This window comes from Pedobacter sp. PACM 27299 (assembly GCF_001412655.1).
In the GTDB taxonomy this organism is placed as follows: domain Bacteria; phylum Bacteroidota; class Bacteroidia; order Sphingobacteriales; family Sphingobacteriaceae; genus Pedobacter.
In genome coordinates this window covers 2,276,137-2,299,015 of record NZ_CP012996.1, presented here as the reverse complement: position 1 = coordinate 2,299,015, position 22,879 = coordinate 2,276,137, and the positions used below count along the sequence as shown (strand labels likewise).

Genomic DNA, 22,879 nt, shown 5'->3' with positions numbered 1-22,879 from the left:
GACTCACAAAAATATTTTGTAAAATTTGTATACATTTGACATGTTGGTCTGTACCGGAAATGCCCTGCTTTCAGAGGCTACAGGCAATCCGGTAATCATAAAATTTGTTAATTCATTATTTTGTGCCAATCAGGATTAAACAGGAACGGTTCGAACGTTCCTGTTTTCTGATTTATCTGAATCTGGCTAAGGGTCGCGGTGGTTTCTCTTTTTCATGTGGTTGGTTTGGTTTAGGTTTATATAATTAAGGGTGGGAGATTTTAATTGGACATGACCGTTATGGTGCGGCCATTAATACTGAACTTCACTTTCTCTGCACGTTCGATCATCTTTAGCACTTCAGAAACATTTTTCTCTTTGGAAACAATACCCCAGAAAGTAAGGGCAGCAAGCTCGCTGCGATTACCCGAATAGATTACATCTACGTCGTACCATCTGGAGATCTGGCGCATGATGCTTTCCAGGTTTTCATTATTGAATCTAAAGTATCCTGTTTTCCAGGCGACCGCATCTTTGAGGTTTGCTGGCCTTACCTGTAGCTGCTGCTGTATATTCAGTACTTCCTCGCCAGGTTTAATCACCTTTGAAAGAATGCCATTTACCAAACTAACCTTCACCGCTCCTTCCAGGAGTGTAGTTCTTGTACTATTTTCATCAGTATAACTATTGATATTAAAATGAGTTCCCAATACTTCAACTTCCTGTGTAGCAGTTTTGACTACAAATGGGTGAAGCGGATCTTTGGCCACCTCGAAATAGGCTTCCCCATTCAATTCCACATCTCTGTTTTTCAATTTTGCAAATGAAGCTGGGTACTTCAATACAGAGGCTGCATTTAACCAGACTTTCGTTCCGTCAGGAAGCTGTATCACATAGGTCTGACTTTTGGCTGTAGAAAGTGTATTCCATTGATTAGCCTCAGCACTTGCCTGATCTTTTATTTCATAAATTAATTGTCCGTCTTTAGTCTTAGAGATTTCAATCCCCGACTGATCTGCCAATTTACCAACCTTCGCATCAGACAATTCGATTTTTTCACCACTTGCCAGGGTTAGCGTAGCGGTTTTTTTTCCTTTAGAAGGAATGTCATTGGCGTAGACCGGAACAGCCGGACTGTTTTTATCTAGGTAAAAATATAGGCCTGCCCCAACTACGATGAAGATCGCAGCAGCAGAAACCAGTCGAGGCCAAAGGCTAACCTTTCTTGGCTCAGGATATTCATGAGCATTTGGATATTCAAGACCAAGTTCGGCCCTTACCATATCCAGATCAGCTGTTCTTTCCCCTAAAGATAAATCCTCGTACAATGTGCCCTCCTGATAAACAAGGTACCAGCTTTCTATAAAAGCGATCTCTTCTTCAGTGCATTTACCTGCTTTATATTGAGCTAATAATTTTTCATAATCTGCTTCATGCATATTAATTTCAGATTGTTTTTTCCCCCCAATCCAATACCAAGACGGTTAAGTCGAGCCGAACATGCAGATGAAATGAATATTTTTTTTATTTTATTTAATACCTGATCAGAAAAGCCAGGTAAGCGAACAGGCCTAACCTCGACCTCAGTATCTTTAAAGCATTAGAAATCTGCCTGTTGACTGTTTTTTCAGAGATCCCTAATTGAGTGGCGATCTCGCTATGACTGAGGTAAGTTTTCCTGCTCAGTTCAAAAACAATTCTCATTTTTTCAGGTAACAGGTTAATTTCTGCTTCTATAGCTGCGGATAATTGCTTTTCCCTGATGCGGTAATCAGGTAACACGGTTCCCTGGCCGACAAAGTTCTTCATAGAATCCACATACTTATCACGGACCTTCTGTCTTGAAAAATGATCCAGAATGCTATGCCTTAAAGAGGTATATAGGTATCCCGAAAGGTTGGTATGGATATTTATACCTTCTTTTTTTGTCCAAAGCATGGTAAACACTTCCTGCACAATATCCTTCACCTCCTCTCTATTTGGGAGTTTTTTTATCGCATGGTGATGCAGAATAAACTTATACCTTTCGAATATTTCTGTATAAGCTAAACGGTCACCAAGCTGGAGGAGCTGTAACAATTCTAAGTCGGAGCGCTTAGCGTAGTTTTCCATTAATAATTAGCTTCCGGGAGTAATATGAGTTAAAATTTCAATCCAATAATATGTAAATAATTTGGGAAAGCTCGAATTATCTGGTTGATTCTGCTAATATTTTAATTCCAATACTTGCACTACATCATTTTATTTATGGCCTGTTATTTTCTTATTTTCCTATTAGATTGCTTTAAGATTGAAAAACAGTATGCATAAAAAACCGGGATTGTTGATTCAATCCCGGTAAGTAACCTTCTATAGGTATATGTCTTTTAGTTTTGTTCTATTTCTTTCAAATTGTCCATCTTTTTATAAGCAAGGAAGCCTTTAATATCTTCAAAATGCTCACGAACACGCTTATTACCAAACTCAAATACTTTTTCTGCCAAGCCATCCAGGAAATCCCGATCGTGAGAGACCAGAATAATTGTACCATCAAAATCTCTAAGGGCATCCTTGATAATATCTTTAGTCTTCATATCCAAATGGTTGGTTGGCTCATCGAGGATCAATACATTTACTGGCTCTAACAGTAACTTGATCATAGCTAAACGGGTTTTCTCTCCTCCGGAAAGCACCTTAACTTTCTTCGTGGTATCATCACCACTGAACATAAAGGCACCTAAAAGGTCTTTAATTTTGATGGAACCATCGCTTAGTGGAATCTGGTTGATGGTTTCAAATACCGTCATATTTTCATCAAGCAATGCAGCCTGATTTTGGGCAAAGTATCCAATCTTTGCATTATGACCTACTTTTAATTCCCCTTCAAAATCGATCTCACCCATGATGGCTTTGATCATGGTTGACTTACCTTCACCGTTTTTACCAACAAAAGCAACTTTTTCTCCCTGTTTGATCACCATCGATGCTTTTTCGAACACCACATGATCTCCATAGGTTTTAGTAAGCTCCTCTACGATTACCGGATATTGACCGGAACGCGGCGATGGCGGGAATTTCAGGCGCAATGCTGAAGTATCCACTTCGTCGATCTCGATCACTTCGAGCTTTTCGAGCATCTTCACTCGCGACTGTACCGACAAGGTTTTCGAGTAGACCCCTCTAAAACGGTCTATGAACTCCTGATTATCTGCGATAAAACGCTGCTGTTCCTCATAAGCTTTCACTTGGTGAACACGACGATCTGCGCGCAACTGTAAGTAATGACTATATTTTGCTTTATAATCGTAGATTCTGCCCATCGTTACCTCAATGGTACGATTGGTAATGTTATCTACAAAGGCACGGTCATGGGAGATGACCATTACTGCTTTAGCAGAGTTGATCAGGAAATCTTCCAGCCATTGGATACTCTCGATATCCATGTGGTTGGTAGGCTCATCCAACAAGATCAAATCAGGTTTCTTTAACAGAATTTTAGCAAGCTCGATACGCATCCTCCATCCGCCCGAAAACTCAGAAGTTTGGCGGCTAAAGTCTTTACGCTCGAAACCTAAGCCTTTTAATACCTTTTCGACCTCTGCATCATAATTGACCTCTTCAATCGAATAAAATTTCTCGCTCAGTTCGGAAACGCGTTCAATTAGTTTCATGTAATCGTCACTATCGTAATCGGTACGAATCGTCAGCTGCTCATTCAGCTCCTCAAGCTCTTTTTGCATCTGGTTTACCTCTTCAAAAGCTTTCATCGTTTCTTCAAAAACGGTCGCCTTATCCTGGGTCAGGAAATGCTGTGGCAAATACGCAATTACCGCGTCCTTAGGACCGGTTACGTTACCAGAGGTAGGTTTTGACGCATTGGCAATGATTTTTAAAATGGTCGATTTGCCCGCACCATTCTTACCCATCAGGGCAATTTTATCGTTCTCGTTGATCGAAAAGGTAACGTCGCTAAAAAGAGTGGTTCCGCCAAATGAAACGGAGATGTTGTTTACATTAATCACAGTATGGAATATTGAATATTTGCAAAGGTAAGAGAAAGACATCGGATTATAGAAAGAGAAATAAAAGGCAGAGGCATTAAGTTACGTGCAACTTATCAAATTAACCGGTGTCTCTTCATTAAACAAACCCTGGAAATGAAGATCTTTTTAAATACCCTGTTCCTTTTTATCATTAGTCACTACGCTTTCGGCCAAACACAAAAAGTTAACGATTTGGTGGAAATTTATGCCAAACAGCACCAATTTAACGGAACTGTATTGGTGCAGAAGAATTCAAAAATAGTCTACCACAAAAGCTTTGGCATAGCGGAGCGCGCCTTCAATTCTCCAATCACAAACAACACCAAATACCAGGTTTGCTCCATCACAAAAACATTTACAGCAGTGCTGATTCTTCAATTAGTAGAGCATGGGAAAATTGATTTGAATAAAAAGATACTGGATTATTTACCTGATTATAAAGGAGAAGCTGGTTCAAAAGTGACGATTCATCAGTTATTGAATCATACTTCTGGAATGAAAAATACGGATACCGCTAAAGATGAGAACTTTTTAAAGTATGGACTTGGCTTTTATCATACCCCCTATTCCTTACAGGAAATTGTTGCTCGTTTTTGTTCCAATGATTTGGTGACTAAACCAGGAACTAAATTCGATTACAACAACGGGGAATACATGATTTTAGGTCAGATTTTAGAGGTAATCTATCAATTACCCTACGAGCAAATCTTAAATCAGCAGATCCTTATTCCATTAGGAATGCAGAACTCAGGACTGCTTTCTCATTATAAATTGATAAAAAATCTCGCTACCCCTTACTATAAGGATAAAAGTCTGGACCATTTAATTCCCAACATCCCTATTTACGTAGAAGATTTCTCTGCTGCAGGCGCCATGTATTCTTGTACCTCCGACCTGATTAAGTTTAATAATGCCCTGTTTTCTTTTAAACTGATAAACAAAGAAACTTTGGATCAGCTTTTAACACCTGGATTAGATGATTATGGCTACAGTGTTTGGGTTCGGGATCATCAAAAACACAAACGAATGGAAAGGTATGGCAGGATCGCAGGTGCGAATGCGGTGTGGTTTCATTATTTAAACAGTGAACTGAGTATCATCATCCTGTCGAACACCAATCTGACAGATCTGGGAGACTATGCCTTAAAAATCGGGAAAGCAATTCTTTAAACTAAGACACCAACTGGAAGTTTTGTCTATCTTCATCCTGCATAACAGTTTGTGAATCATGAAAAGCGCCCTTATTCTTCTTCTATTTTTTTATGCCTCCGGAGTGCAGCAATCTTGTGCTCAATCAAAACTGGACGATTATTTTGACCAACTTTTTAACAAACAAAAGTTTATGGGAAGTGTGGCTATTTGCCATAATGATAGCCTGATCTATTCCAAATCTGTAGGATATGCAGATGTACAGAATAAAGTAAGCAATAATCCGGAAACCAAATTCCGTATTGGGTCCTTAACAAAAACCTTCACTGCTGCTTTAGTGCTTAGAGCTATTGAAGAAAATAAACTAAAACTAAGCGATTTATTAGCGAGCTACTACCCTCAAATCAAGAATGCAAGTAGGATCACCATTGAGCAGTTGTTAAACCACCGTTCAGGAATTTTTAATTTCACAGAAATAGAGGGCGAGCAGGAATGGGAACAGCAATACCATACAGAAGCTGAGTTTATCACTTTTTTTGTAAAACAAAACAGCAATTCTGAACCCGGGAAAGAATATAATTACAGCAATACGAATTATGCTTTATTGGGTTTTATCCTGCAAAAGATTTATCATAAAACCTTTGCAGAGATTCTGGATGAAAAAATATGCAAACCATTGCTATTAAAAAACACCTATTATACCTTTAAGGTGGAGGTCACAAAAAATGAAGCGCTGTCCTACAATATTCAAAATAAGTATATAAAGAACGGAAATGTCAACTTTTCCAATCATCCGGCTAGTGGCGGAATTGTTTCTACTCCTACAGATTTAAACAGATTTCTTTATTCGCTATTCCATGGCAAAATCATCAGTAAGCAAAGTTTAGACCGGATGCTTCCAGCAAATCAGGGAGAATATGGGATGGGTATTGAAAAACTCAGTGTCGATAATCCAGTTGGCTTCACGCATACCGGGCGGGTAGAAAACTATATTTCAGATTATTGGTATTTCCCTAAAGAAGACCTGGGTGTAGTCACCTTGACAAATGCGGTAAATATTAGTATTTTCAATATTAATAATATATTAACAAGATATGCCTTTGGCATCAAACCCGAAATCCCCGATTTTGATCAGATCTCTGGTCTATCCCCCGAAGAGTGTGATAAAATAAAGGGTACATATTTAGACGAGAATAAAAAACACACCGTAACCATTTCTTCTAATGGACAAAGTTTAGTGTTTCAACATTCAAAAGCAGGTCAAATTTATGTACCCTTTGACTATTTGGGCAATAAGATTTTTAAATATGAAAACATTACACTTAGTTTTTCTACGGAAAAGAAGGAGATGAAATTGCTTCAAGATGGCATCTTAGAAACCTATATCAAGATCATCAATTGACGACAGAGAATTTACAAAACTATGAATTCCGTTTAAAAACAAGTACAATTGAGCTAAAGAAGCCTAATAAATCTGAGCAATAAACTGAGACATGGTTGTCGGTTTCCTACCTAAGAATCTTTCTAACGTATCGTCCACTACATCCATTGCACCTTGCGCCTGCGCTGTTGCCCACATGGTAAACATACCAATATATAAGTCTGGAACTCCAAACTGTTTCAGTTTGGCTTCAAATGTCTCCACTGCTAAAGATTGATAATCAACATCTTTTCCCAGCTGATCAGCTATGGCCTTCGCGATCTCCTTAAAAGAAACGGAAGCTGAATTAGTTAAACTATAAATTTGTTTTTCATGTCCATCAATGGTTAATATCTCTGCAGCAGCTTCTGCCAGCTCTTCTCGAAGCACATAACTTGCTTTTCCATCGGCTGCAGGAAATAATAGGACACCAGTCTCCCCTACTTTTTCTCCGGCAAAAACTGGTATCATTTCCAGATAAATGCCATTTTGAAGAATAGTATAATCAAGGCCGCTAGCGATCAGATAGGCTTCTGTTTGTACATGTGAATCCTGGAATGCTGCTATAGCCGAATCCTCAAAACCTGCTTCCCTTACAAAAGAAGTATAAACGACGTGTTTAACATTGGCAGATTTCGCAGCCTTTATGGCGTTTATATGATGCGCAGTCCTGTTTTCGACCGCTTGTCTATCGTTACTAGAAACCAATAATAGCTTTTCTATTCCCTGAAATGCTTTAACTAATGAATCATAGTCTGTGTAATTCCCAACTCTTACTTCAATTCCTTTACTTTTAAGATGATCTGCATTTGCTGCATCTCTGACTAAAGCGGAAATTTCAGATGGTTTAACACCTTTATTTAATAAATATTCAATGGCTTTTGAGCCAAACTGACCTGTTGCACCGGTTACTAAAATCATATCTTATGTTTTAATTAGAATTCAAACCTAGCGATATTAATATACTAAGTATACTTTGTTACTAAAGATTAGCACTATACATTTGTATACTAAGCATAAGACAATAATATGAGTGATTTCAAGGAATTATTAGATAGAGATAAAGTGCAGCAGTGCCCAAAGCATTATGTAATGGCCTTAACCGACACTTTAAATGTGATGAACGGAAAATGGAAACTGCCGATAATTGCTTCACTTTTGCATGGGAAAACCCGCTTTAAGGATTTACAGGACAACATCGATAAAATAACTCCCAGGATGCTCTCAAAAGAATTGAAAGAACTGGAAATTAATGGCATTGTAGAGCGAAAAGTATATAACCAAACTCCTGTATTAATAGAGTACCTACTCACGGAGTCCGGTAAAAGTATCACCAGTGTAATTGACTCGATGATTGATTGGGGAATGCTGCACAGGGCAGAAGCCATAAAAAGTAATTGGCCAAAAGCAACCATAGATTAGATTGATTTAAACATTTAGATTTTTATGAGTTCTATTCTATAATATCATACTCCAATCTTACGATCGAAAACCTTCAAGGCATAGGTGTCCCTATACATTTACACAAAAAAACTTATGTATAGATCGACATCTAAATTCTATCAGGTAATGATGATTGGTATTTTGTTCAGCTTATTATTTAAATCTGCTTATGCGCAAAAAAAAATCTTATTTGTAACCTCCAATCAGGAGTTTTATGGCAATAGTAAAATTACAGCTGCTAATCACTTTGAGGAGATTGTGATTCCTTATCATCTATTTGTAAAAGCAGGATATTCAGTTGACCTCATCAGTCCTAAAGGTGGCGCAATTCCGATTGGTTATATCAATTCATCTGATAGTATTCAGAAAAAGTATCTCTACGATGCCTTTTTCATGGATAAATTGGAGCATACTTCAAAGCCATTAGACATCAACACGGACGATTATAGTGCAGTTCTTTATACTGGTGGCGGAGCAGCCATGTTTGGTGTGGCAGAGGATCAAACTATTCAAAACATAACCAGGAAAATTTATGAAAGGAACGGAGTCGTTGGCGCCATTTGTCATGGTACGGCAGGCTTAGTCTATCTAAAGAATGATGCTGGAAAATCGCTGTATAAGGACAAAAAAATAACTGGGTTTCCAAACAAGTTTGAAAACCAGAAAGCAGCATACTACAAAACATTTCCTTTTGTGATTGACCAGGCCATAAAAAAAAATGGGGGCAACTTTGTTTATTCTGATCAAGGCTGGGACAGTTTTACGATTGTTGATGGCAGATTTGTAACCGGGCAAGATCCTAGTTCTGCCTCAAAAATGACTCATGAAATTATAGCACTTATTGAAGCTACCATCCCCCACTTACAGCAAGGGACAACCAAAAACTTAGATCAGGTATTCTCGGAATGGGACAACGCTCCGCATAAACCGGGAGTGGCTGCAGCGCTGTTGAAGAATGGTGAAATTGTCTACTTAAAAGGTTTTGGAACTGCAGATGTGAAACACCAATCGCCCATCACGGTAGACACGAAATTTCAAATAGGTACCATGTCAAAGCAATTTACCGCCTTTGCCATTTTACTCCTTGAAGAACAGGGGAAACTCAATCTATCTGATGATGTCCGTAAATATATTCCTCAGTTACCTGATTATGGACATACCATCACTATTAAACATTTGCTAAGCCAATCCAGCGGATTGCCTGATTTTTTAGCCCTAAAAGAAATAGCAGGATGGAGAAGTAAAGATGTTTTTACCCAGCAAGATGCATTGAAACTAATCTTTCAGCAGAAAAAACTGGATTATATACCAGGTACAAGATTTTCCCAAACTGCATCAGGACTCATTTTACTAACTGAAGTGGTAAAACAACTGACCGGCCAGACCTTCGCAACCTTTTCTCAACAGCATATTTTTGGACCTTTGGGTATGACCAATACTTTGTTTATTGACGACCATGAACAGATCATACCTAACATCGCAGTCTCCTATCAAGTCGAAAAAAACGGGATAAAGAATAATCCGATCAACTATTCTATTGTTGGAACTACCAATCTTTACACTTCGGCTGCAGATTTAAGTCGTTGGTATCTCAATTTTGAAAACCCTAAAATAGGCAGCAAGAAGTTAATTGAAAAACTAAATCTACCTGTTACATTAGATGATGACCGCACAACTTTTAACCCTACTGCAGGAAAGTTGTTATATGGGCAACAATATCAGCATGCTGAACGAGGTGTTCCCAAATTTTGGACTTATGGCTTAGAAGGTGGTTATGCCAGTAATATTTTCATATTCCCACATCAGAATGTCACTTCATTTGTTCTTGGCAACAACAATAGATACAATGGTCGACTGGCCATGAATTTGGCGCTCGAAGTGCTTGGAGATATATTTCCTAAACCCGCAACCATTGATTTTAATCAGCTAGAAACCATAAAATTAACACCCCAGCAATTAGACATCTACAGTGGCCATTATTGGGACAATGAAAATGCAGCGGCCAGAAAGCTTTATGTAGAAAATGACACCTTAAAATACCAAACTTTAGACGGCAATGACGAGAGTCAGCTCGTACCATTATCAGAAAATGTTTTTCAAATGGTGGTAGATGGAGATGATGAGATCATGGTGAAATTTCGTAAGGAAGATGGCAGAATGAAAATGATTTACACTTATGGTGAAAGTGATGAGTATGTATACGAAGCCTACCAACCGGTCAAGCATTCTCCTGCTGCTCTGAATGAATTTACGGGCAACTTCTATAATCATGCGTTAAATACAACATATACATTGTCCCTAAATGAAAAAGGCTTATTCACAAGCAATAAAAATCAACCTCTGATTAGCCTCAGTCCTATTCAGAAGGATATATTCTTAAGTAGCGCCAGGAATTTAGGTGGTATTCGATTTACCCGCGACAAACAAAAAAACATTACAGGGTTTTATATAAATTCTGATAGGATTAAACATCTATTTTTTGAAAAAATAAAGCATTGATACTCATCATTCAGAATAGATTGCAAAAATCATTGATTTTACCAAAACATTAGCGGTGTCTTCAAAAAAAATGAATTTAATAAAGAAAGCAATAGGCCTATTGCTTTCTTTATGTGTTATGACTTATGTAATGTTTTCAAGATATCTCAAAACCTCATCCTTTTTCCTGCTAGAAACGAGTATATTTTCCTTGTTTTCCATTTGCAGATATCCTTCTCTATAATATTTTTTAACGTATTTAAAATTGACTAAATAAGACTGATGACACCTTAAAAAACCAAACTGAGTCAGCAAAATTTCATATTCTTTCAGTCCTCTGGAAACTAAAATCTCGCTACCATTTTTCAAATAAAATGTAGTGTAGCCTCTATCGCTTTTGCAAAACATGATATCTTCAATTGCCACTACCTCTATATATTCAAGACTTTTTAGTGCAATACGTTTTATTTCTGCCACACCTTTAGCAAGATAATGTTCTTTAGCAATTTCAAGTTGCTGCTGTTCAATAGTCTCCTGATAATGGTGATGAAAACATTTATTCAAATACGATATCAATGCTATTTCATCAATTGGCTTGAGTAAATAACCAAATGCGCCCAAATTAAGCGCCTGGATGGCATATTGATCATACGCTGTTAGAAAAATAACCTGAAAATCGGCAACACCTATTTCATTAAATAAATGAAAACTATCTCCATCTTTAAGCCTAATATCAGCCAAAATCATATTTGGCTTTAAAACAGGGATTTCTTTTTTTGCAATTGCAATTTCCCCTGCAAAACCAACTACTTCGATATAATCTATCTTTTTTACAATTTGCTGGATATGTTGTAAAATTCGAATTTCATCTTCTAAAATATAAAGTTTCATAGCTATCATCTTATTCATTAATTATTGGTATTGTAATTTCAACCCGCACACCTTTTGCATCAGGGCCTATATTATCTGCAACTTTAAAGTGGGCCTTTTGTCTGCGGGATGTAAATAAAAGGTCGAACCGCTCTTTCAAAATAATCTGTGCTAACGATTGCTTTTTCTGCTTATCGGTTTCCATTTTGGTTAAGCCACTACCATTATCATCAATCTCAATCATTAAACTATTGTCTTCCAATCTGAAAGAAATAGTCAACAAACCTTTATAGGCAATGTTCCTAAAACCATGTTCTATGGCATTTTCGACAAAGGGTTGTATTAACATGGGTGGAATTAAAATCTCGTTTTGATCTAACTGGTCGTCCACTGTAATTTTATAATCGAAAGCTCCAGCATAACGCATTTGCTGTAGTTGAATATAGTTTTCTAAGGAAGTGATTTCTTCTTCGATTTCAATGAAATCCTTTCTATTTTGCTCTAAAACACCTCTCAACAGTCCAGAAAATGACTTCAGGTAACTTACCGATTCATCTGTATGTCCTGATGCGATTAGGCTCTGCAAATTAGCGATAGCATTGAAAATAAAATGCGGATTTAGTTGTGACTGCAACATTTTCTGCTCCATATTCAACCGGTCGACATCAGATTTCAACAACTTATTCTTCTCTTTCAATCTTTGTTGGCGATAAAAACCATATAGAAAGGAAAGTACACCTATGAAAACCAATAAACTTAAGAATATGGTCCAACGTTGTTGTTTAATGATCGTTTCATTCAGCTGGTTCCTACTTTTTAGCTGCTGTATATTTTGGTCTTTATTTTCAGTTTCGTATTGCTCATGCATCTCCGCCACTTTGACTGCCTCAATGGCTTTATTATTACGAATTTCAATCCTATGAGCAGAATCTGCGGCTTGCAAGGCTTTTACAAGATCACCTTTCATTTTATAAGCGTCTATTAAACCTAAATAATAAACTGTTTTTTGTTTACCAGATGCTTCTTTGCGCTCTAGAGCAATACCTTCTTTATAATAATAAATTGCAGAATCCGGTTGCTTATTGAGATTAAAAGCTGTAGCTAAATTATTGAAGGCTACATCGTTTAGATTATTTGTTTTTTTAAGGTAGTTGAAATAAATTTTACTACAGACCAAGGCTTTTGCATGTTGCATTTGTGCGCTATAAATTTGAGCCTCGTTATCGTAAGTACGAGCAATAGCCAAACTATCACCAACCTTTTGAGCCAAAATTCGGGCCTGAGAATTATAATAGGCCATTTTCTTAAAATTTCTTAGACGATATGCTAATAAGAAAGAGATATCAAAATACCTTTGCTGAATAACCGAATGTGATTTATAAGGATGGTTTTTAAAATACAAAGCGGCATAAGCCAAAGAATTTTCCTCATTCTGATTTTGATAGTACGCCCTGGCCAGTAAATCATAAAAACGATAGGTCAATTTACTTTTTAAACGCTCAGCTTCTTCAATTGCAGAAAAAACACGTTTCATTACAGTAGATTCGACCATCGCTCCGTTGCCCATTGCAAGGTCTAGTGTTTGGAATTTTTTCAATAGTTCAACTTCATTGGGCGTCTGCCCTCCTTTCATCAGTTCAAATTCTGCCACTGCACTGTCTCTCTTTTTTTCGAGATTAAATTTTCTCGCTCTAAAATAGTGGAAATAAGGATTTTGATCTCGGCTGGGTTGCTGCGAAAGTAGCCTATCTTCTTGATAAATGATTTTCTTCACATTAGCGGCGGCAAGTGTATCAAAAGAAATGATCAGGGCTAAGTAGTCTTTTGGATTTTCAGTGTTTACGATAGTTACATTTTTGCTCGTAGAACTGGCATCTTGCCGGTTACAGGAACTAAGTAAAAACAAACTTAATATAAGGCATAAGACAGGAACTGCACTTTTTCTATAGCTATTCATTAATTGTGTATTGATGTATCAAAGTATATCGAAACCATTTCCTAAATATATTAACAGTACACTTTAAATGATAGCCTTATTAAATATTCGTTACATTTTAACCTTTATTCGATTAAATCGGCCCTTTATTTGGCTTAGGAATATTTAAAAATCAAGCCCTTCCAGTTAGGAATAACAGTTGGCTCCGCATCCAGAATTGACTGCTTACGCTTATCTAAAAATATAATTAAATGTAATATTTATCAATTTTTTTTAGTCAAAAAGCAAGATTACACTACTAAACCAGTTTTCATTAGCGAATATTCACAGATACTTTACGAATATGGGTTCAAACCCATCATATATCAACTGTCACTTGTGTAGCCAATAGTTTGTGTCGAATTTTAAGATGTGATTAAACTTGTAACCATTGGTTCGAGATTTAATTACCACCTAAATATGCAATTTATATCCTGTGCTTGTAGACGTACAAAGAATGCAGTTATAAATGGCTGATCAGCAAAAACCTAAACGCCAGGGTATGTTGGCGATCTAACTATTAACTCAAGTTTAATTATGAAAACAACCAAAAGATTATTCGAAAAAAGTATTGAATTAAAAGAATGCCAAATCAACGGCGGCAAACTTGGATTCAGCAATCAATTATCTGTAGCAGAAACAGGAACAAGAGAAAATCCTGACACTTGCACGGACATTGGCTTTGACCAGCCTGGAACTAACGTACCAATAGGTTTCGGGCTACGTTAACAGGAAAATAATCCCTTCTTATTTTAAAATTTGACGCAAAATTAGATTTCATGAATAACCATCAAGATCTCTATTTAAAGTTTCAAAATTTAAAAGTTGTCAATCGAATGAATAATAATCAGAAAAAAATGAAAAACAGCAAAAAATTGTTCGAGAAAAAAATCGAACTACAGAATAGTCAAATTAGTGGAGGACTTGCTAATGTAACTTATAAAAACACAAGCCACACCTATACAAATAATCAAGGTTGCACTGTGATCAGCTCACAAGTAGTTACAGACGGTAAACAACTTGTTGAAGAATGCTTTTTCACAAATTGTCCATAACAACCCATCTATTAAAAACTTAATTTATAAGATATGAAAAACAGCAAAAAATTGTTGGAGAAAAAAATAGCACTAGAAAACAGCCAAGTTAACGGCGGCCTTGCTATGGGAACCCACGCCGTATGCAGCACCTATACCTATGGTGAAAACTGTGGAGATAAATCAACAGCAATGTACAACGATCAGGGTCAAACAATTGGCACTGTCGCTAATTCATCATGGCAAACTTAATTAACTAACTCAAATACCCATCGAGCTATGATAGGCTCGATGGTTTTATTGGCCTTTGAAACAGGAGCTACAGGTCTATTATGTTTTAAACTCCTTGTTTCTCAAGCACAACTAAACAGGCAAAAAAATAGGTGGCTGAATAAGCTGGCAATTAAAAATCATAAATCCAGTTACGTGATATTAATATTTTCAATAAATAGCGATTATTCTACCAGTTCTGTAATCAGCTGGCTTATACGGCTAAATAAGCCGTTTATTAGAATCAATGAGGATACCTTATTAGAACTTCTATGGCTTACCTCTTCAGATTTTGCCATCACCATAAATGGGAAAACAGTTTTGGGCAGCCAGATTAACAAAATGTGGTACCGCAGGGGCGGATTGGATCTTTTTGCCAGATTTAAGAACATTTTAATTAAAGATTATCTACGCACTGAGCATACCGCTCTGATAGAATATTTTTATTACAGGCTGGATAAAATTCCTTCGGTAAATAAATTCAAAAACAGCGATATCAACAAACTATATTTAATGGAACTTTGTGAACAATATGGTGTTTTAGCTCCTAAATACTTAGTTACAGGTTGCAAAAACACAGTTGCCAATTTTTTCGAGCAAGAAAAGTGTATTATTTCTAAGCCTATTAGCACCCCTTTTTCCATACAAGATGAGGAAGATTTCTCGCACATGGCCTATACCTCCATGGTTAGTCCAGAAGATATTGATGCCCTCCCGAGCGATTTGTGCCTACTTTTTTTCAGCAGGCCATCACTAAAGCCTATGAGATTAGGGTTTTTTACCTGAATGGTAAATTTTACGCCATGGCCATATTCTCCCAAAACAATAGCAATACCAATGTTGATTTCAGAAATTATGATAGAGATAAACCAAATAGGGTTGCACCCTATACTTTAGAAAAAACATATGAAAAAAAACTAAAAAAAATGCTTGATGCATGCGGACTGAACTGTGCATCGTTTGATGTGATTTACTCCAGTGATGATGCTAAGTATTATTTTTTAGACTTAAATCCCGTTGGGCAATTTGGTATGGTATCATCCCCTTGCAATTACAATTTGGAGAAAGAGATTGCATTGGCACTTTAATTTTTAACCCATATAAAGATAAAACCTATGAAAAAAATAAAAGAACTGATAGGTACCGGACAAGCACCATTGCACCTAAAATCATTGGTAAAAAAGCCTAAACCTAGCTACCTTATTAGAACGAGGATTTCTAAGATCTACCATACCAATAGATTACAACTGGACCTATACTTTAAATCCCCGATATGATCAAATTATATCTTCGAAACCAACTGTGCGTTCCAGTAATTGGGTTCAACAGGGCTGTAATTTACGATTTGGGTCGTAAAGACTACCATTTTATTTCAAACGAACATTACCATATTTTAAACACCGATAGCTTTATAGATTTTACCAGGATTTCTGATCTATCTGAGCGCAGCGAACTGATAGATTATCTTTTAAATTTAGAGGTTATTTTTGAAGTGGCATCAGCTCAGGAAAAGAAAAGATTTCCGAAAATATCGAATGCCTTACACCACACTAACCAGCTAACGCATGCTGTAGTACATGTCAATATTAACCACAATTTTATTGATTTTATAAGTCAACATCACCTTCAAAACTTAAGCATAATTTCGCCGCAAATAGACGATAAAGTGATCCATTTGATAAAGTCATTTGCCCATCTGGAAATTGATGGTATATATCTTTATATCGAAAAATTTGATGAAAAAACCCTTGACAAATATGAGCGGGAATTAGCTCGACAGCGCGTATTTTCAGTTAATTTTTTTGGGGCAGATAGTCCGCACACCATACTAAAAGATAACATTTATTACAATTTTTTCACTGAGAATTTTGCAGATTACCAACAGCTGCTCAGCAAGGACAAATTATTTGTAAACCAAGATTTTTTTCTGGAAGCTTATAACAAACACTCCTATTACAACGGAAAAATTTATATTGATCAAAGTGGCAATATTAAAAACGGGCTTAATAATATACAAAATTTCGGCAACATTACTTCGATGACTTATGATGAATTTCATCAAATAATCAATGGCAGTTCATTTTTGGATCTTAGCAACCTCAACAAGAAACAAACCCTTGTTTGCCAGCACTGCGAATTCAGATATATGTGTACCGATACACGCGTGCCTGAAAAAGGAGCTAATTACTGGTTTCATCATTTTGAATGTGTTTATAATCCTTTTATTTCTAGATGGAACTATGAAGAAGGCTACCTCAATCTTAAAGAATCCGGGATCACTGTTTCTGCTTCAGGCTGTGCTATAAATAAAGATAAATTATCCGAAACCTTTAATAAAATCTGGTCTGAATAGAATGAAAAAATTCCCCTTTTATAAACAACCAGATGCAAAAGACTGTGGTCCTACTTGCTTACGTATCATAGCAAAATACTATAAAAAGAGTATTCCGCTTCAGCATTTAAGAACACTATCTGAAACTACCAGAGAAGGAAGTGGTTTGTTAGGGCTTAGCAACGCCGCAGAGAATTTGGGGTTTAGAACTTTAGGGGTTAAAATAGATTTTGATACTTTGGTTGCAGAAGCGCCATTGCCCTGTATTGTGCATTGGAATAAAAACCACTATGTGGTGGTTTATAAAATTGATAAAGCTGGAAAGGTTTATATCTCAGATCCTAGTTATGGCTTAATCACTTACCCGAAAGAAGAATTTATTAAACATTGGATTGGCGAAAATGCGAATGATAAAACTGAAGAAGGTATTGCGCTAATTTTAGAAACCAGCCCATCATTCTATAAAAACGAATTTGAGGAAGAAGAGAAAAAAACAAGTTTCTCATTCCTATTCAGGTATTTGATTAAATATAAATCACTTGTTATTCAGTTAGCAATTGGGCTGTTGGCAGGAAGTTTATTGTCACTTATTTTCCCTTTTCTAACCCAAAGTATTGTAGACGTTGGAATACAAAATCAGGATATTAATTTCATCTATTTAATTTTATTGGCTCAGGTGATGCTTTTTATGGGCAAAATTGGCATTGATATTATCAGAAGCTGGATTTTACTGCACCTTTCCACTCGAATTAACATCTCCATCATATCAGATTTCTTTATCAAATTAATGAGACTTCCCATCAGTTTCTTTGATACCAGAATGACAGGAGACATCATGCAACGCATAAACGATCATCATAGGATTGAGCAATTACTAACTAATTCCTCGTTAAACACGCTATTCTCCATGGTTAATCTGATCGTTTTTAGCATTGTGCTTTTGGTGTACGATTACCGTCTGTTTGTGGTTTATTTAATTGGCGCTATTCTTTACATTGCCTGGATCAGTTTTTTCCTTAAAAAGAGAAAAGAATTGGATTATAAAATGTTCTCGCAGGTTGCGCAAGAGCAAAGTACCGTCATAGAACTCATTAACGGTATGCAGGAGATAAAAATGCACAATGCAGAAAAACAGAAGCGATGGGCTTGGGAGTTTTTACAGGTAAAGTTATTTAAAATCAAAATAAAGGCGCTTTCCTTAGAGCAATGGCAATCCGTTGGTGGGGGTTTCATTAATCAGATTAAAGATATCCTGGTAAGTTTCCTGGCCGCAAAACTGGTATTAAGTGGAAACCTTACCCTGGGGATGATGCTTTCTGTGCAGTATATTATCGGGCAGCTCAATAGCCCTTTACTACAATTAATCGATTTTATTAAGCAAACGCAGGATGCTAAAATATCGCTGGAACGCCTAGGGGAAATACATGATAAAGAAGACGAGGAAGACAGCGATGAGCAGTATGCCACTGAAATTCCACAAAAAGATATCGAGTTAACTAATATTTCATTTAAATATACAGGTTCTGATGCTTTTGTTTTTCAGGATTTAAACCTGGTTATCCCCTATCAAAAAACCACGGCCATAGTTGGGGCCAGTGGCAGTGGTAAAACAACGCTTTTAAAACTCATCACTAAATTTTACGAACCTAACCAGGGTGACATCAAAATTGGCAATACTAATATGAAAAACATTTCGCCCAGATTTTGGCGGGATCACTGTGGGGTGGTGATGCAGGAAGGTTATGTATTTAACGATACTATAGCCAACAACATCGCCATTGGCGAAGATACCATTGACAAGCAAAAACTAAGAAAAGCAATCGAAATTGCCAACATACAAGGTTTTATAGAAAGTTTGCCACTAAGTTACAATACCAAGATCGGGAATGAAGGGATCGGAATAAGTGGTGGTCAGAAACAGCGCTTATTTATTGCCAGGGCAGTTTACAAGTCGCCCGAATATATATTTTTCGATGAAGCGACCAGCGCCCTGGATGCCAATAACGAAAAGATCATTATCGAAAATCTTGAGCAGTTTTTTAAAGGTAAAACGGCTATCGTTATTGCGCACAGGCTATCTACCGTTAAACATGCCGATAAAATTATTGTACTGGATAAGGGAAAGGCTATCGAAGAGGGCAATCACCAGGAATTGGTAGCCCAAAAGGGAGAATATTACAGACTAATCAAAAATCAGCTCGAACTTGGAAACTAAAAAAGATAAATTAGATGAGATCAATCTTCGCTCGGAGAGTGTGCAGGATGTATTGGCAGAGCCACCACATTGGATGTTCCGCTGGGGCAATGTGGTAATTTTGGTGATCCTATTAATGATCTTAATGATGAGCTATTTCATCAAATATCCAGAATTTGTGCCCGCAACTATTATCGTAACCTCGCAAAATCCTCCAGAAAAACTAGAGTCACGAATAAATTCCAGACTGGAAAAGCTTTTCATCAAAGACCATCAGCAAGTTAAAAAAAACCAGATTTTAATGGTTTTACAGTCCACCGCCAATTATAAAGACATTTTACAGCTTAAAAAAGTAATTGATTCCATATCACCAGCTCATATGCCCTCTTTTCCTGTTCATAAACTAGCAACTTTTAAATTAGGTGAGCTTCAGGGTGACTACAATAATTTTGCTAAGGCATTTCAAGACGAGAAATTGTTTGTCAGCCTAAAACCCTATGAACCAGAAAATAAAGCAACCGAGCAAAATATCGACGCCAATAAAAGCAGGATGCTCGCCTTAAAACAGCAAAAAAAACTGGAACTGGCCAAATTCGAGCTAGTTAAGAAAAACTATCAGCGGACAGTGCAGCTCCTAAGCCTAAAGGTAATTTCGACCGCCGAATTTGAGACTGAAAAAATTAAATTTATACAAGCAGAGCAAAGTTTAGAAAATATAGAAATTTCCTTGTCTCAAACACAGGAGACGGTTGCAAATCTCAATAAAACAAGAAGTGGAACAAATATTAATAATGAGAAGGACAAAAGTAATTTTACTTTGCAAACCTTACAATTATTTGAACAATTGAAAAGGTCTTTAAGAGAATGGGAACAAAATTATTTAATCATCTCTTCAACAGATGGTTTGGCCAGTTTTCAGCAATTTTGGGGTGAAAATCAATTTGTAAAAAGCGGCGATGCTATTTTAACTATACTACCAGACCACAAAAGAGCTTTAATTGGCAAAATGTTCATTTCTGCAGCCAATTCGGGTAAAATAGCACGTGGCGAAAAAGTGCTGATCAAACTAGATAATTATCGTTTTCAAGAATATGGAATTGTAGAAGGTAGAGTTCAAAATATTTCCTTCGCTCCAGATGAAAAAGGAAATTATTATGTAGATGTTAATTTACCCAAAGGATTAACCACCTCATATCACAAAACCCTAACTTTTGACAAAGAATTAAAAGGCAACGCAGAAATTGTAACAGAAGATTTAAGATTAATTGAACGGTTTTTTTATCAAATCAGAAAACTTACTGAAAATCACAAATAGGGATTAATAGCTTAAAAAAAGGTTCAGTATAAAGATCTAATTGTTGTATGCCACCTAATTCCGTGGCAAAGTGACCAGTCAATTTGCTGGCGGACTAAAGCTGTAAAAGCGTTTTCAAAGTTAGCTAATAATTTGGCTATTGATAGCCGGTTTCTTGAACATCAGTTCTTCTTTTCTTTCTCATTGATTCTCCTTTGAGTTCAATACGGTGTGCACTATGGACGCCTTTAGATATTATCTAAAGGCGTTTTTAGTTTTTTAATAATCTTTCCCATATGGGAAAGATTTCTGTACCGTTTCTCCGGATTACTTTGAACATTTAGATCGTTTCTTAAGGCTTATTGAGCCTATTATTAATGATTTAAGTGTCAAAGGTTTTATTTGAATTTGCCTTTACTCTAGTTATTAATCGCGCAAATTTAGCGAAAATTAACCTTAACCGGACTACGGTTGAACCAAAAACTTGGAGATGAAAAAATTTATAGTTTTGGTTGAAGTTACCAGCCCTCTAGAATACAATATCATACGATCCAACTTGAAGTTCCATTGCATACACCCAATAAACTAAAAAATAGTTACATAACTAATAAATAGTTGTATCTTCAACTCATGGAAGAATTGACTAGAAATGAAGAACGGGTAATGTTAATATTGTGGAAGCTTAAAAAGGGTTTTGTGAAGGATATTATCGAAGCTTTACCTGATGACCCTAAACCGCCATACAATACCATTTCATCTGTTGTAAGATTATTAGAGAAAAACAAATATGTGGGATTCAAAGCATATGGAAAAACACATGAATATTTCCCCTTGATTTCAAAATTGGAATATCGAAAATTATTCTTTAAGAAGATGGTAGCTGGATACTTTGACAACTCCTTAGAAAGCTTGCTCTCCTATATAGTAAAAGAAGAACAACTAAGTGACAGCGACATCAGTAAGATTAAAGACATCATTAATAAAAACAAATTGTCATGAAAATAATTGTATATCTATTGCAGGTAAGCGCCTGTGTGGGATTCTTCTTAGCGTTATATCATTTCATATTGCGAAAATTAACTTTTTTCACGATCAACAGGTGGTATTTGCTGGCAGCATTGGCCTTCAGTTTTATTATACCTCTATTGACCTTAACTATTCGTAACGAATATGTACAAAGTTCTATATACTTTAATCAACTTCACGACTTATCAGCGAAACTGCAGGGCATTGAGGTAGAAAAAACAATTGCACAACCCCAAATTAATTGGTTCGATATTTCAACCATTGTTTATTTGATAATTGCAATTGCACTCTTAGTCAGATTGATAATCGTAATGTCAGTCTTTTTCGGAAATACCACACTCAAAAACAGCACAAAAATTGGCCGCATCCATCTTATTCGTGGCCATAAAAATATAAGTAACGGTTCATTTCTAAATTTAATATTCCTTAAAGACGAAAAACTTGAACAGGCTGAAGTACAACAAATAATTCAGCATGAAATGCTTCATGTTCAACGATTGCATTCTGTAGATAGAATCATTCTTGAACTTTCAAAGATCATATTATGGTTCAATCCATTTATATATCTGTACTCACATGCTGTAGAAGAAAACCACGAATTTGAGGTGGATGGTGAAATAGGTCGCTTAGCCGATAAAAATAAATACGCAAACTTGCTATTGAAACTATCTATTTCAAGCCAACAAACTTTTTACCACACCTTTAGTAAGGTGCCCCTAGAAAAACGTATTACTATGTTATTTAACCAACCTACAAAAAGTATGAAAAAAATCATTTATGTGCTTGTACTGCCGATAGGGGTACTAAGCTGCCTAGCTTTTTCCAATCTGAAAACTGAGAAAAAAAGCAATAATAATGGGCAAACAGATGCTCATCGAAATCATGAGGTCTATTATAAATCGTCTGCAGATTTAGACTCACAAAATTCGACTTCCCAATTTTATTCCCGTAAACATGTCCATGACAAAAACGGCAAAAATTATGATGAAGTTACATTTAAGCTAGTCGATGGGGCTGCTTCCGCCAAGCTTGGTACAGAAGATAAGTTAGGCGTCTTTATTGATGGCAATTTTTATAATGAGGAGGATATCAAAACACTTCCAGTCGAGAAAACAGCATCATTAACTTTTGATCAATCTAAAGGTGCGATGAAATTAGAAAAAATTCCCAATGACAATTATGCTATTCCATTTTGCTTTAAAACTAAAATCATGAAGTAATAAAAAAAATCACATTACATATGATACTACTCAGCGCTACTGATATTCCATTGTACCCTCCCTTTTTCCGAACCTGTTCAGGCGATGAGAATTCTTCCTGATCAAAAGCATGGGTTTCAAAAAAGCAACAATTAAAACCAAAAAAAGCCTTTAGATATCATCTAAAGGCTCTA

At 36.3% G+C, this 22,879-nt stretch carries 20 protein-coding genes; 14 read left to right on the top strand and 6 right to left on the bottom strand.

Features of this window, described 5'->3' with window-relative positions; genetic code table 11:
• Positions 1-260: 260 nt before the first annotated feature.
• The 3 genes from AQ505_RS09630 to AQ505_RS09620 form a co-directional block, all read right to left on the bottom strand.
• Positions 261-1,418: a FecR family protein gene (locus AQ505_RS09630; protein ID WP_062547982.1), complete on the bottom strand. Its 1,158-nt coding sequence runs from the start codon at positions 1,416-1,418 to the stop codon at positions 261-263.
• 94 nt (positions 1,419-1,512) lie between these two features.
• The gene (locus AQ505_RS09625) at positions 1,513-2,091 is read right to left on the bottom strand and encodes an RNA polymerase sigma factor (RefSeq protein WP_062547981.1); all 579 of its coding nucleotides are present in this window, start codon (positions 2,089-2,091) and stop codon (positions 1,513-1,515) included.
• A gap of 254 nt (positions 2,092-2,345) precedes the next feature.
• Positions 2,346-3,980 carry an ABC-F family ATP-binding cassette domain-containing protein gene (locus AQ505_RS09620; RefSeq protein WP_062550949.1) on the bottom strand — a complete coding sequence of 545 codons (1,635 nt, stop codon included), beginning with the start codon at positions 3,978-3,980 and terminating at the stop codon, positions 2,346-2,348.
• Positions 3,981-4,115: 135 nt separating this feature from the next.
• On the opposite strand from AQ505_RS09620, the gene AQ505_RS09615 reads away from it, so the two are divergent.
• Both AQ505_RS09615 and AQ505_RS09610 read left to right on the top strand, forming a co-directional pair.
• Positions 4,116-5,171 (top strand): serine hydrolase domain-containing protein, encoded by a 1,056-nt coding sequence (locus AQ505_RS09615; RefSeq protein ID WP_062547980.1) that lies wholly within the window; start codon positions 4,116-4,118, stop codon positions 5,169-5,171.
• Between the two features lie 58 nt (positions 5,172-5,229).
• Entirely contained in the window at positions 5,230-6,552 is a 1,323-nt protein-coding gene (locus AQ505_RS09610; protein ID WP_062547979.1) for a serine hydrolase domain-containing protein, read from the top strand.
• Positions 6,553-6,615: 63 nt separating this feature from the next.
• Here AQ505_RS09610 and AQ505_RS09605 read toward each other — a convergent pair whose 3' ends face one another.
• Positions 6,616-7,491, bottom strand: coding sequence for an SDR family oxidoreductase (locus AQ505_RS09605; protein ID WP_062547978.1), 876 nt, complete (start codon positions 7,489-7,491; stop codon positions 6,616-6,618).
• A 108-nt stretch (positions 7,492-7,599) separates the two neighbouring features.
• Between AQ505_RS09605 and AQ505_RS09600 the strand changes: the two genes are divergently transcribed.
• On the top strand, positions 7,600-7,992 hold the full coding sequence (locus AQ505_RS09600) for a winged helix-turn-helix transcriptional regulator (RefSeq protein ID WP_062547977.1): 393 nt from the start codon (positions 7,600-7,602) through the stop codon (positions 7,990-7,992).
• Between the two features lie 114 nt (positions 7,993-8,106).
• Positions 8,107-10,512 (top strand): serine hydrolase, encoded by a 2,406-nt coding sequence (locus AQ505_RS09595; protein ID WP_062547976.1) that lies wholly within the window; start codon positions 8,107-8,109, stop codon positions 10,510-10,512.
• Between the two features lie 123 nt (positions 10,513-10,635).
• On the opposite strand, the gene AQ505_RS09590 is transcribed toward AQ505_RS09595, so the two are convergent.
• Positions 10,636-11,400: a LytR/AlgR family response regulator transcription factor gene (locus tag AQ505_RS09590; RefSeq protein WP_231635058.1), complete on the bottom strand. Its 765-nt coding sequence runs from the start codon at positions 11,398-11,400 to the stop codon at positions 10,636-10,638.
• Positions 11,393-13,318, bottom strand: a complete 1,926-nt coding sequence (locus tag AQ505_RS09585) for a sensor histidine kinase (RefSeq protein ID WP_062547975.1) — start codon at positions 13,316-13,318, stop codon at positions 11,393-11,395. The genes AQ505_RS09590 and AQ505_RS09585 overlap by 8 nt, the downstream gene beginning before the upstream one ends.
• A 555-nt stretch (positions 13,319-13,873) precedes the next feature.
• Between AQ505_RS09585 and AQ505_RS09580 the strand changes: the two genes are divergently transcribed.
• The 10 genes from AQ505_RS09580 to AQ505_RS09535 all read left to right on the top strand — a co-directional run bounded on the left by AQ505_RS09580 (position 13,874) and on the right by AQ505_RS09535 (position 22,706).
• Positions 13,874-14,065, top strand: coding sequence for a hypothetical protein (locus tag AQ505_RS09580; protein ID WP_062547974.1), 192 nt, complete (start codon positions 13,874-13,876; stop codon positions 14,063-14,065).
• Between the two features lie 50 nt (positions 14,066-14,115).
• The gene (locus tag AQ505_RS09575; protein ID WP_062547973.1) at positions 14,116-14,391 is read left to right on the top strand and encodes a hypothetical protein; all 276 of its coding nucleotides are present in this window, start codon (positions 14,116-14,118) and stop codon (positions 14,389-14,391) included.
• A gap of 33 nt (positions 14,392-14,424) precedes the next feature.
• Positions 14,425-14,622, top strand: a complete 198-nt coding sequence (locus tag AQ505_RS09570) for a hypothetical protein (protein ID WP_062547972.1) — start codon at positions 14,425-14,427, stop codon at positions 14,620-14,622.
• A 27-nt stretch (positions 14,623-14,649) separates the two neighbouring features.
• The gene (locus AQ505_RS09565) at positions 14,650-15,426 is read left to right on the top strand and encodes a hypothetical protein (protein WP_157262285.1); all 777 of its coding nucleotides are present in this window, start codon (positions 14,650-14,652) and stop codon (positions 15,424-15,426) included.
• Positions 15,427-15,443: 17 nt separating this feature from the next.
• Complete coding sequence (locus AQ505_RS09560; protein WP_062547970.1) at positions 15,444-15,728, top strand: hypothetical protein; 285 nt, start codon at positions 15,444-15,446, stop codon at positions 15,726-15,728.
• A 185-nt stretch (positions 15,729-15,913) separates the two neighbouring features.
• The gene (locus AQ505_RS09555; protein WP_062547969.1) at positions 15,914-16,993 is read left to right on the top strand and encodes a hypothetical protein; all 1,080 of its coding nucleotides are present in this window, start codon (positions 15,914-15,916) and stop codon (positions 16,991-16,993) included.
• 1 nt (position 16,994) lies between these two features.
• Entirely contained in the window at positions 16,995-19,187 is a 2,193-nt protein-coding gene (locus tag AQ505_RS09550) for a peptidase domain-containing ABC transporter (protein WP_062547968.1), read from the top strand.
• The gene (locus tag AQ505_RS09545) at positions 19,177-20,481 is read left to right on the top strand and encodes an HlyD family secretion protein (protein ID WP_062547967.1); all 1,305 of its coding nucleotides are present in this window, start codon (positions 19,177-19,179) and stop codon (positions 20,479-20,481) included. The genes AQ505_RS09550 and AQ505_RS09545 overlap by 11 nt, the downstream gene beginning before the upstream one ends.
• A gap of 609 nt (positions 20,482-21,090) precedes the next feature.
• The gene (locus tag AQ505_RS09540) at positions 21,091-21,459 is read left to right on the top strand and encodes a BlaI/MecI/CopY family transcriptional regulator (RefSeq protein WP_062547966.1); all 369 of its coding nucleotides are present in this window, start codon (positions 21,091-21,093) and stop codon (positions 21,457-21,459) included.
• Entirely contained in the window at positions 21,456-22,706 is a 1,251-nt protein-coding gene (locus AQ505_RS09535) for a M56 family metallopeptidase (protein ID WP_062547965.1), read from the top strand. Before AQ505_RS09540 ends, AQ505_RS09535 begins: the two co-directional genes overlap by 4 nt.
• The last annotated feature ends 173 nt before the right edge of the window (positions 22,707-22,879 follow it).

What these genes read in the sequence shown, in the direction of transcription:
- AQ505_RS09610 (WP_062547979.1), top strand. Translation starts at nt 5,230, where the DNA reads ATGAAAAGCGCCCTTATTCTTCTTCTATTTTTTTATGCCTCCGGAGTG.
- AQ505_RS09535 (WP_062547965.1), top strand. Translation starts at nt 21,456, where the DNA reads ATGAAAATAATTGTATATCTATTGCAGGTAAGCGCCTGTGTGGGATTC.
- AQ505_RS09570 (WP_062547972.1), top strand. Translation starts at nt 14,425, where the DNA reads ATGAAAAACAGCAAAAAATTGTTGGAGAAAAAAATAGCACTAGAAAAC.
- AQ505_RS09595 (WP_062547976.1), top strand. Translation starts at nt 8,107, where the DNA reads ATGTATAGATCGACATCTAAATTCTATCAGGTAATGATGATTGGTATT.
- AQ505_RS09540 (WP_062547966.1), top strand. Translation starts at nt 21,091, where the DNA reads ATGGAAGAATTGACTAGAAATGAAGAACGGGTAATGTTAATATTGTGG.
- AQ505_RS09550 (WP_062547968.1), top strand. Translation starts at nt 16,995, where the DNA reads ATGAAAAAATTCCCCTTTTATAAACAACCAGATGCAAAAGACTGTGGT.
- AQ505_RS09560 (WP_062547970.1), top strand. Translation starts at nt 15,444, where the DNA reads ATGGCCATATTCTCCCAAAACAATAGCAATACCAATGTTGATTTCAGA.
- AQ505_RS09615 (WP_062547980.1), top strand. Translation starts at nt 4,116, where the DNA reads ATGAAGATCTTTTTAAATACCCTGTTCCTTTTTATCATTAGTCACTAC.
- AQ505_RS09575 (WP_062547973.1), top strand. Translation starts at nt 14,116, where the DNA reads ATGAATAACCATCAAGATCTCTATTTAAAGTTTCAAAATTTAAAAGTT.
- AQ505_RS09565 (WP_157262285.1), top strand. Translation starts at nt 14,650, where the DNA reads ATGATAGGCTCGATGGTTTTATTGGCCTTTGAAACAGGAGCTACAGGT.
- AQ505_RS09585 (WP_062547975.1), bottom strand. Translation starts at nt 13,318, where the DNA reads ATGAATAGCTATAGAAAAAGTGCAGTTCCTGTCTTATGCCTTATATTA.
- AQ505_RS09580 (WP_062547974.1), top strand. Translation starts at nt 13,874, where the DNA reads ATGAAAACAACCAAAAGATTATTCGAAAAAAGTATTGAATTAAAAGAA.
- AQ505_RS09590 (WP_231635058.1), bottom strand. Translation starts at nt 11,400, where the DNA reads ATGAATAAGATGATAGCTATGAAACTTTATATTTTAGAAGATGAAATT.
- AQ505_RS09555 (WP_062547969.1), top strand. Translation starts at nt 15,914, where the DNA reads ATGATCAAATTATATCTTCGAAACCAACTGTGCGTTCCAGTAATTGGG.
- AQ505_RS09605 (WP_062547978.1), bottom strand. Translation starts at nt 7,491, where the DNA reads ATGATTTTAGTAACCGGTGCAACAGGTCAGTTTGGCTCAAAAGCCATT.
- AQ505_RS09630 (WP_062547982.1), bottom strand. Translation starts at nt 1,418, where the DNA reads ATGCATGAAGCAGATTATGAAAAATTATTAGCTCAATATAAAGCAGGT.
- AQ505_RS09625 (WP_062547981.1), bottom strand. Translation starts at nt 2,091, where the DNA reads ATGGAAAACTACGCTAAGCGCTCCGACTTAGAATTGTTACAGCTCCTC.
- AQ505_RS09600 (WP_062547977.1), top strand. Translation starts at nt 7,600, where the DNA reads ATGAGTGATTTCAAGGAATTATTAGATAGAGATAAAGTGCAGCAGTGC.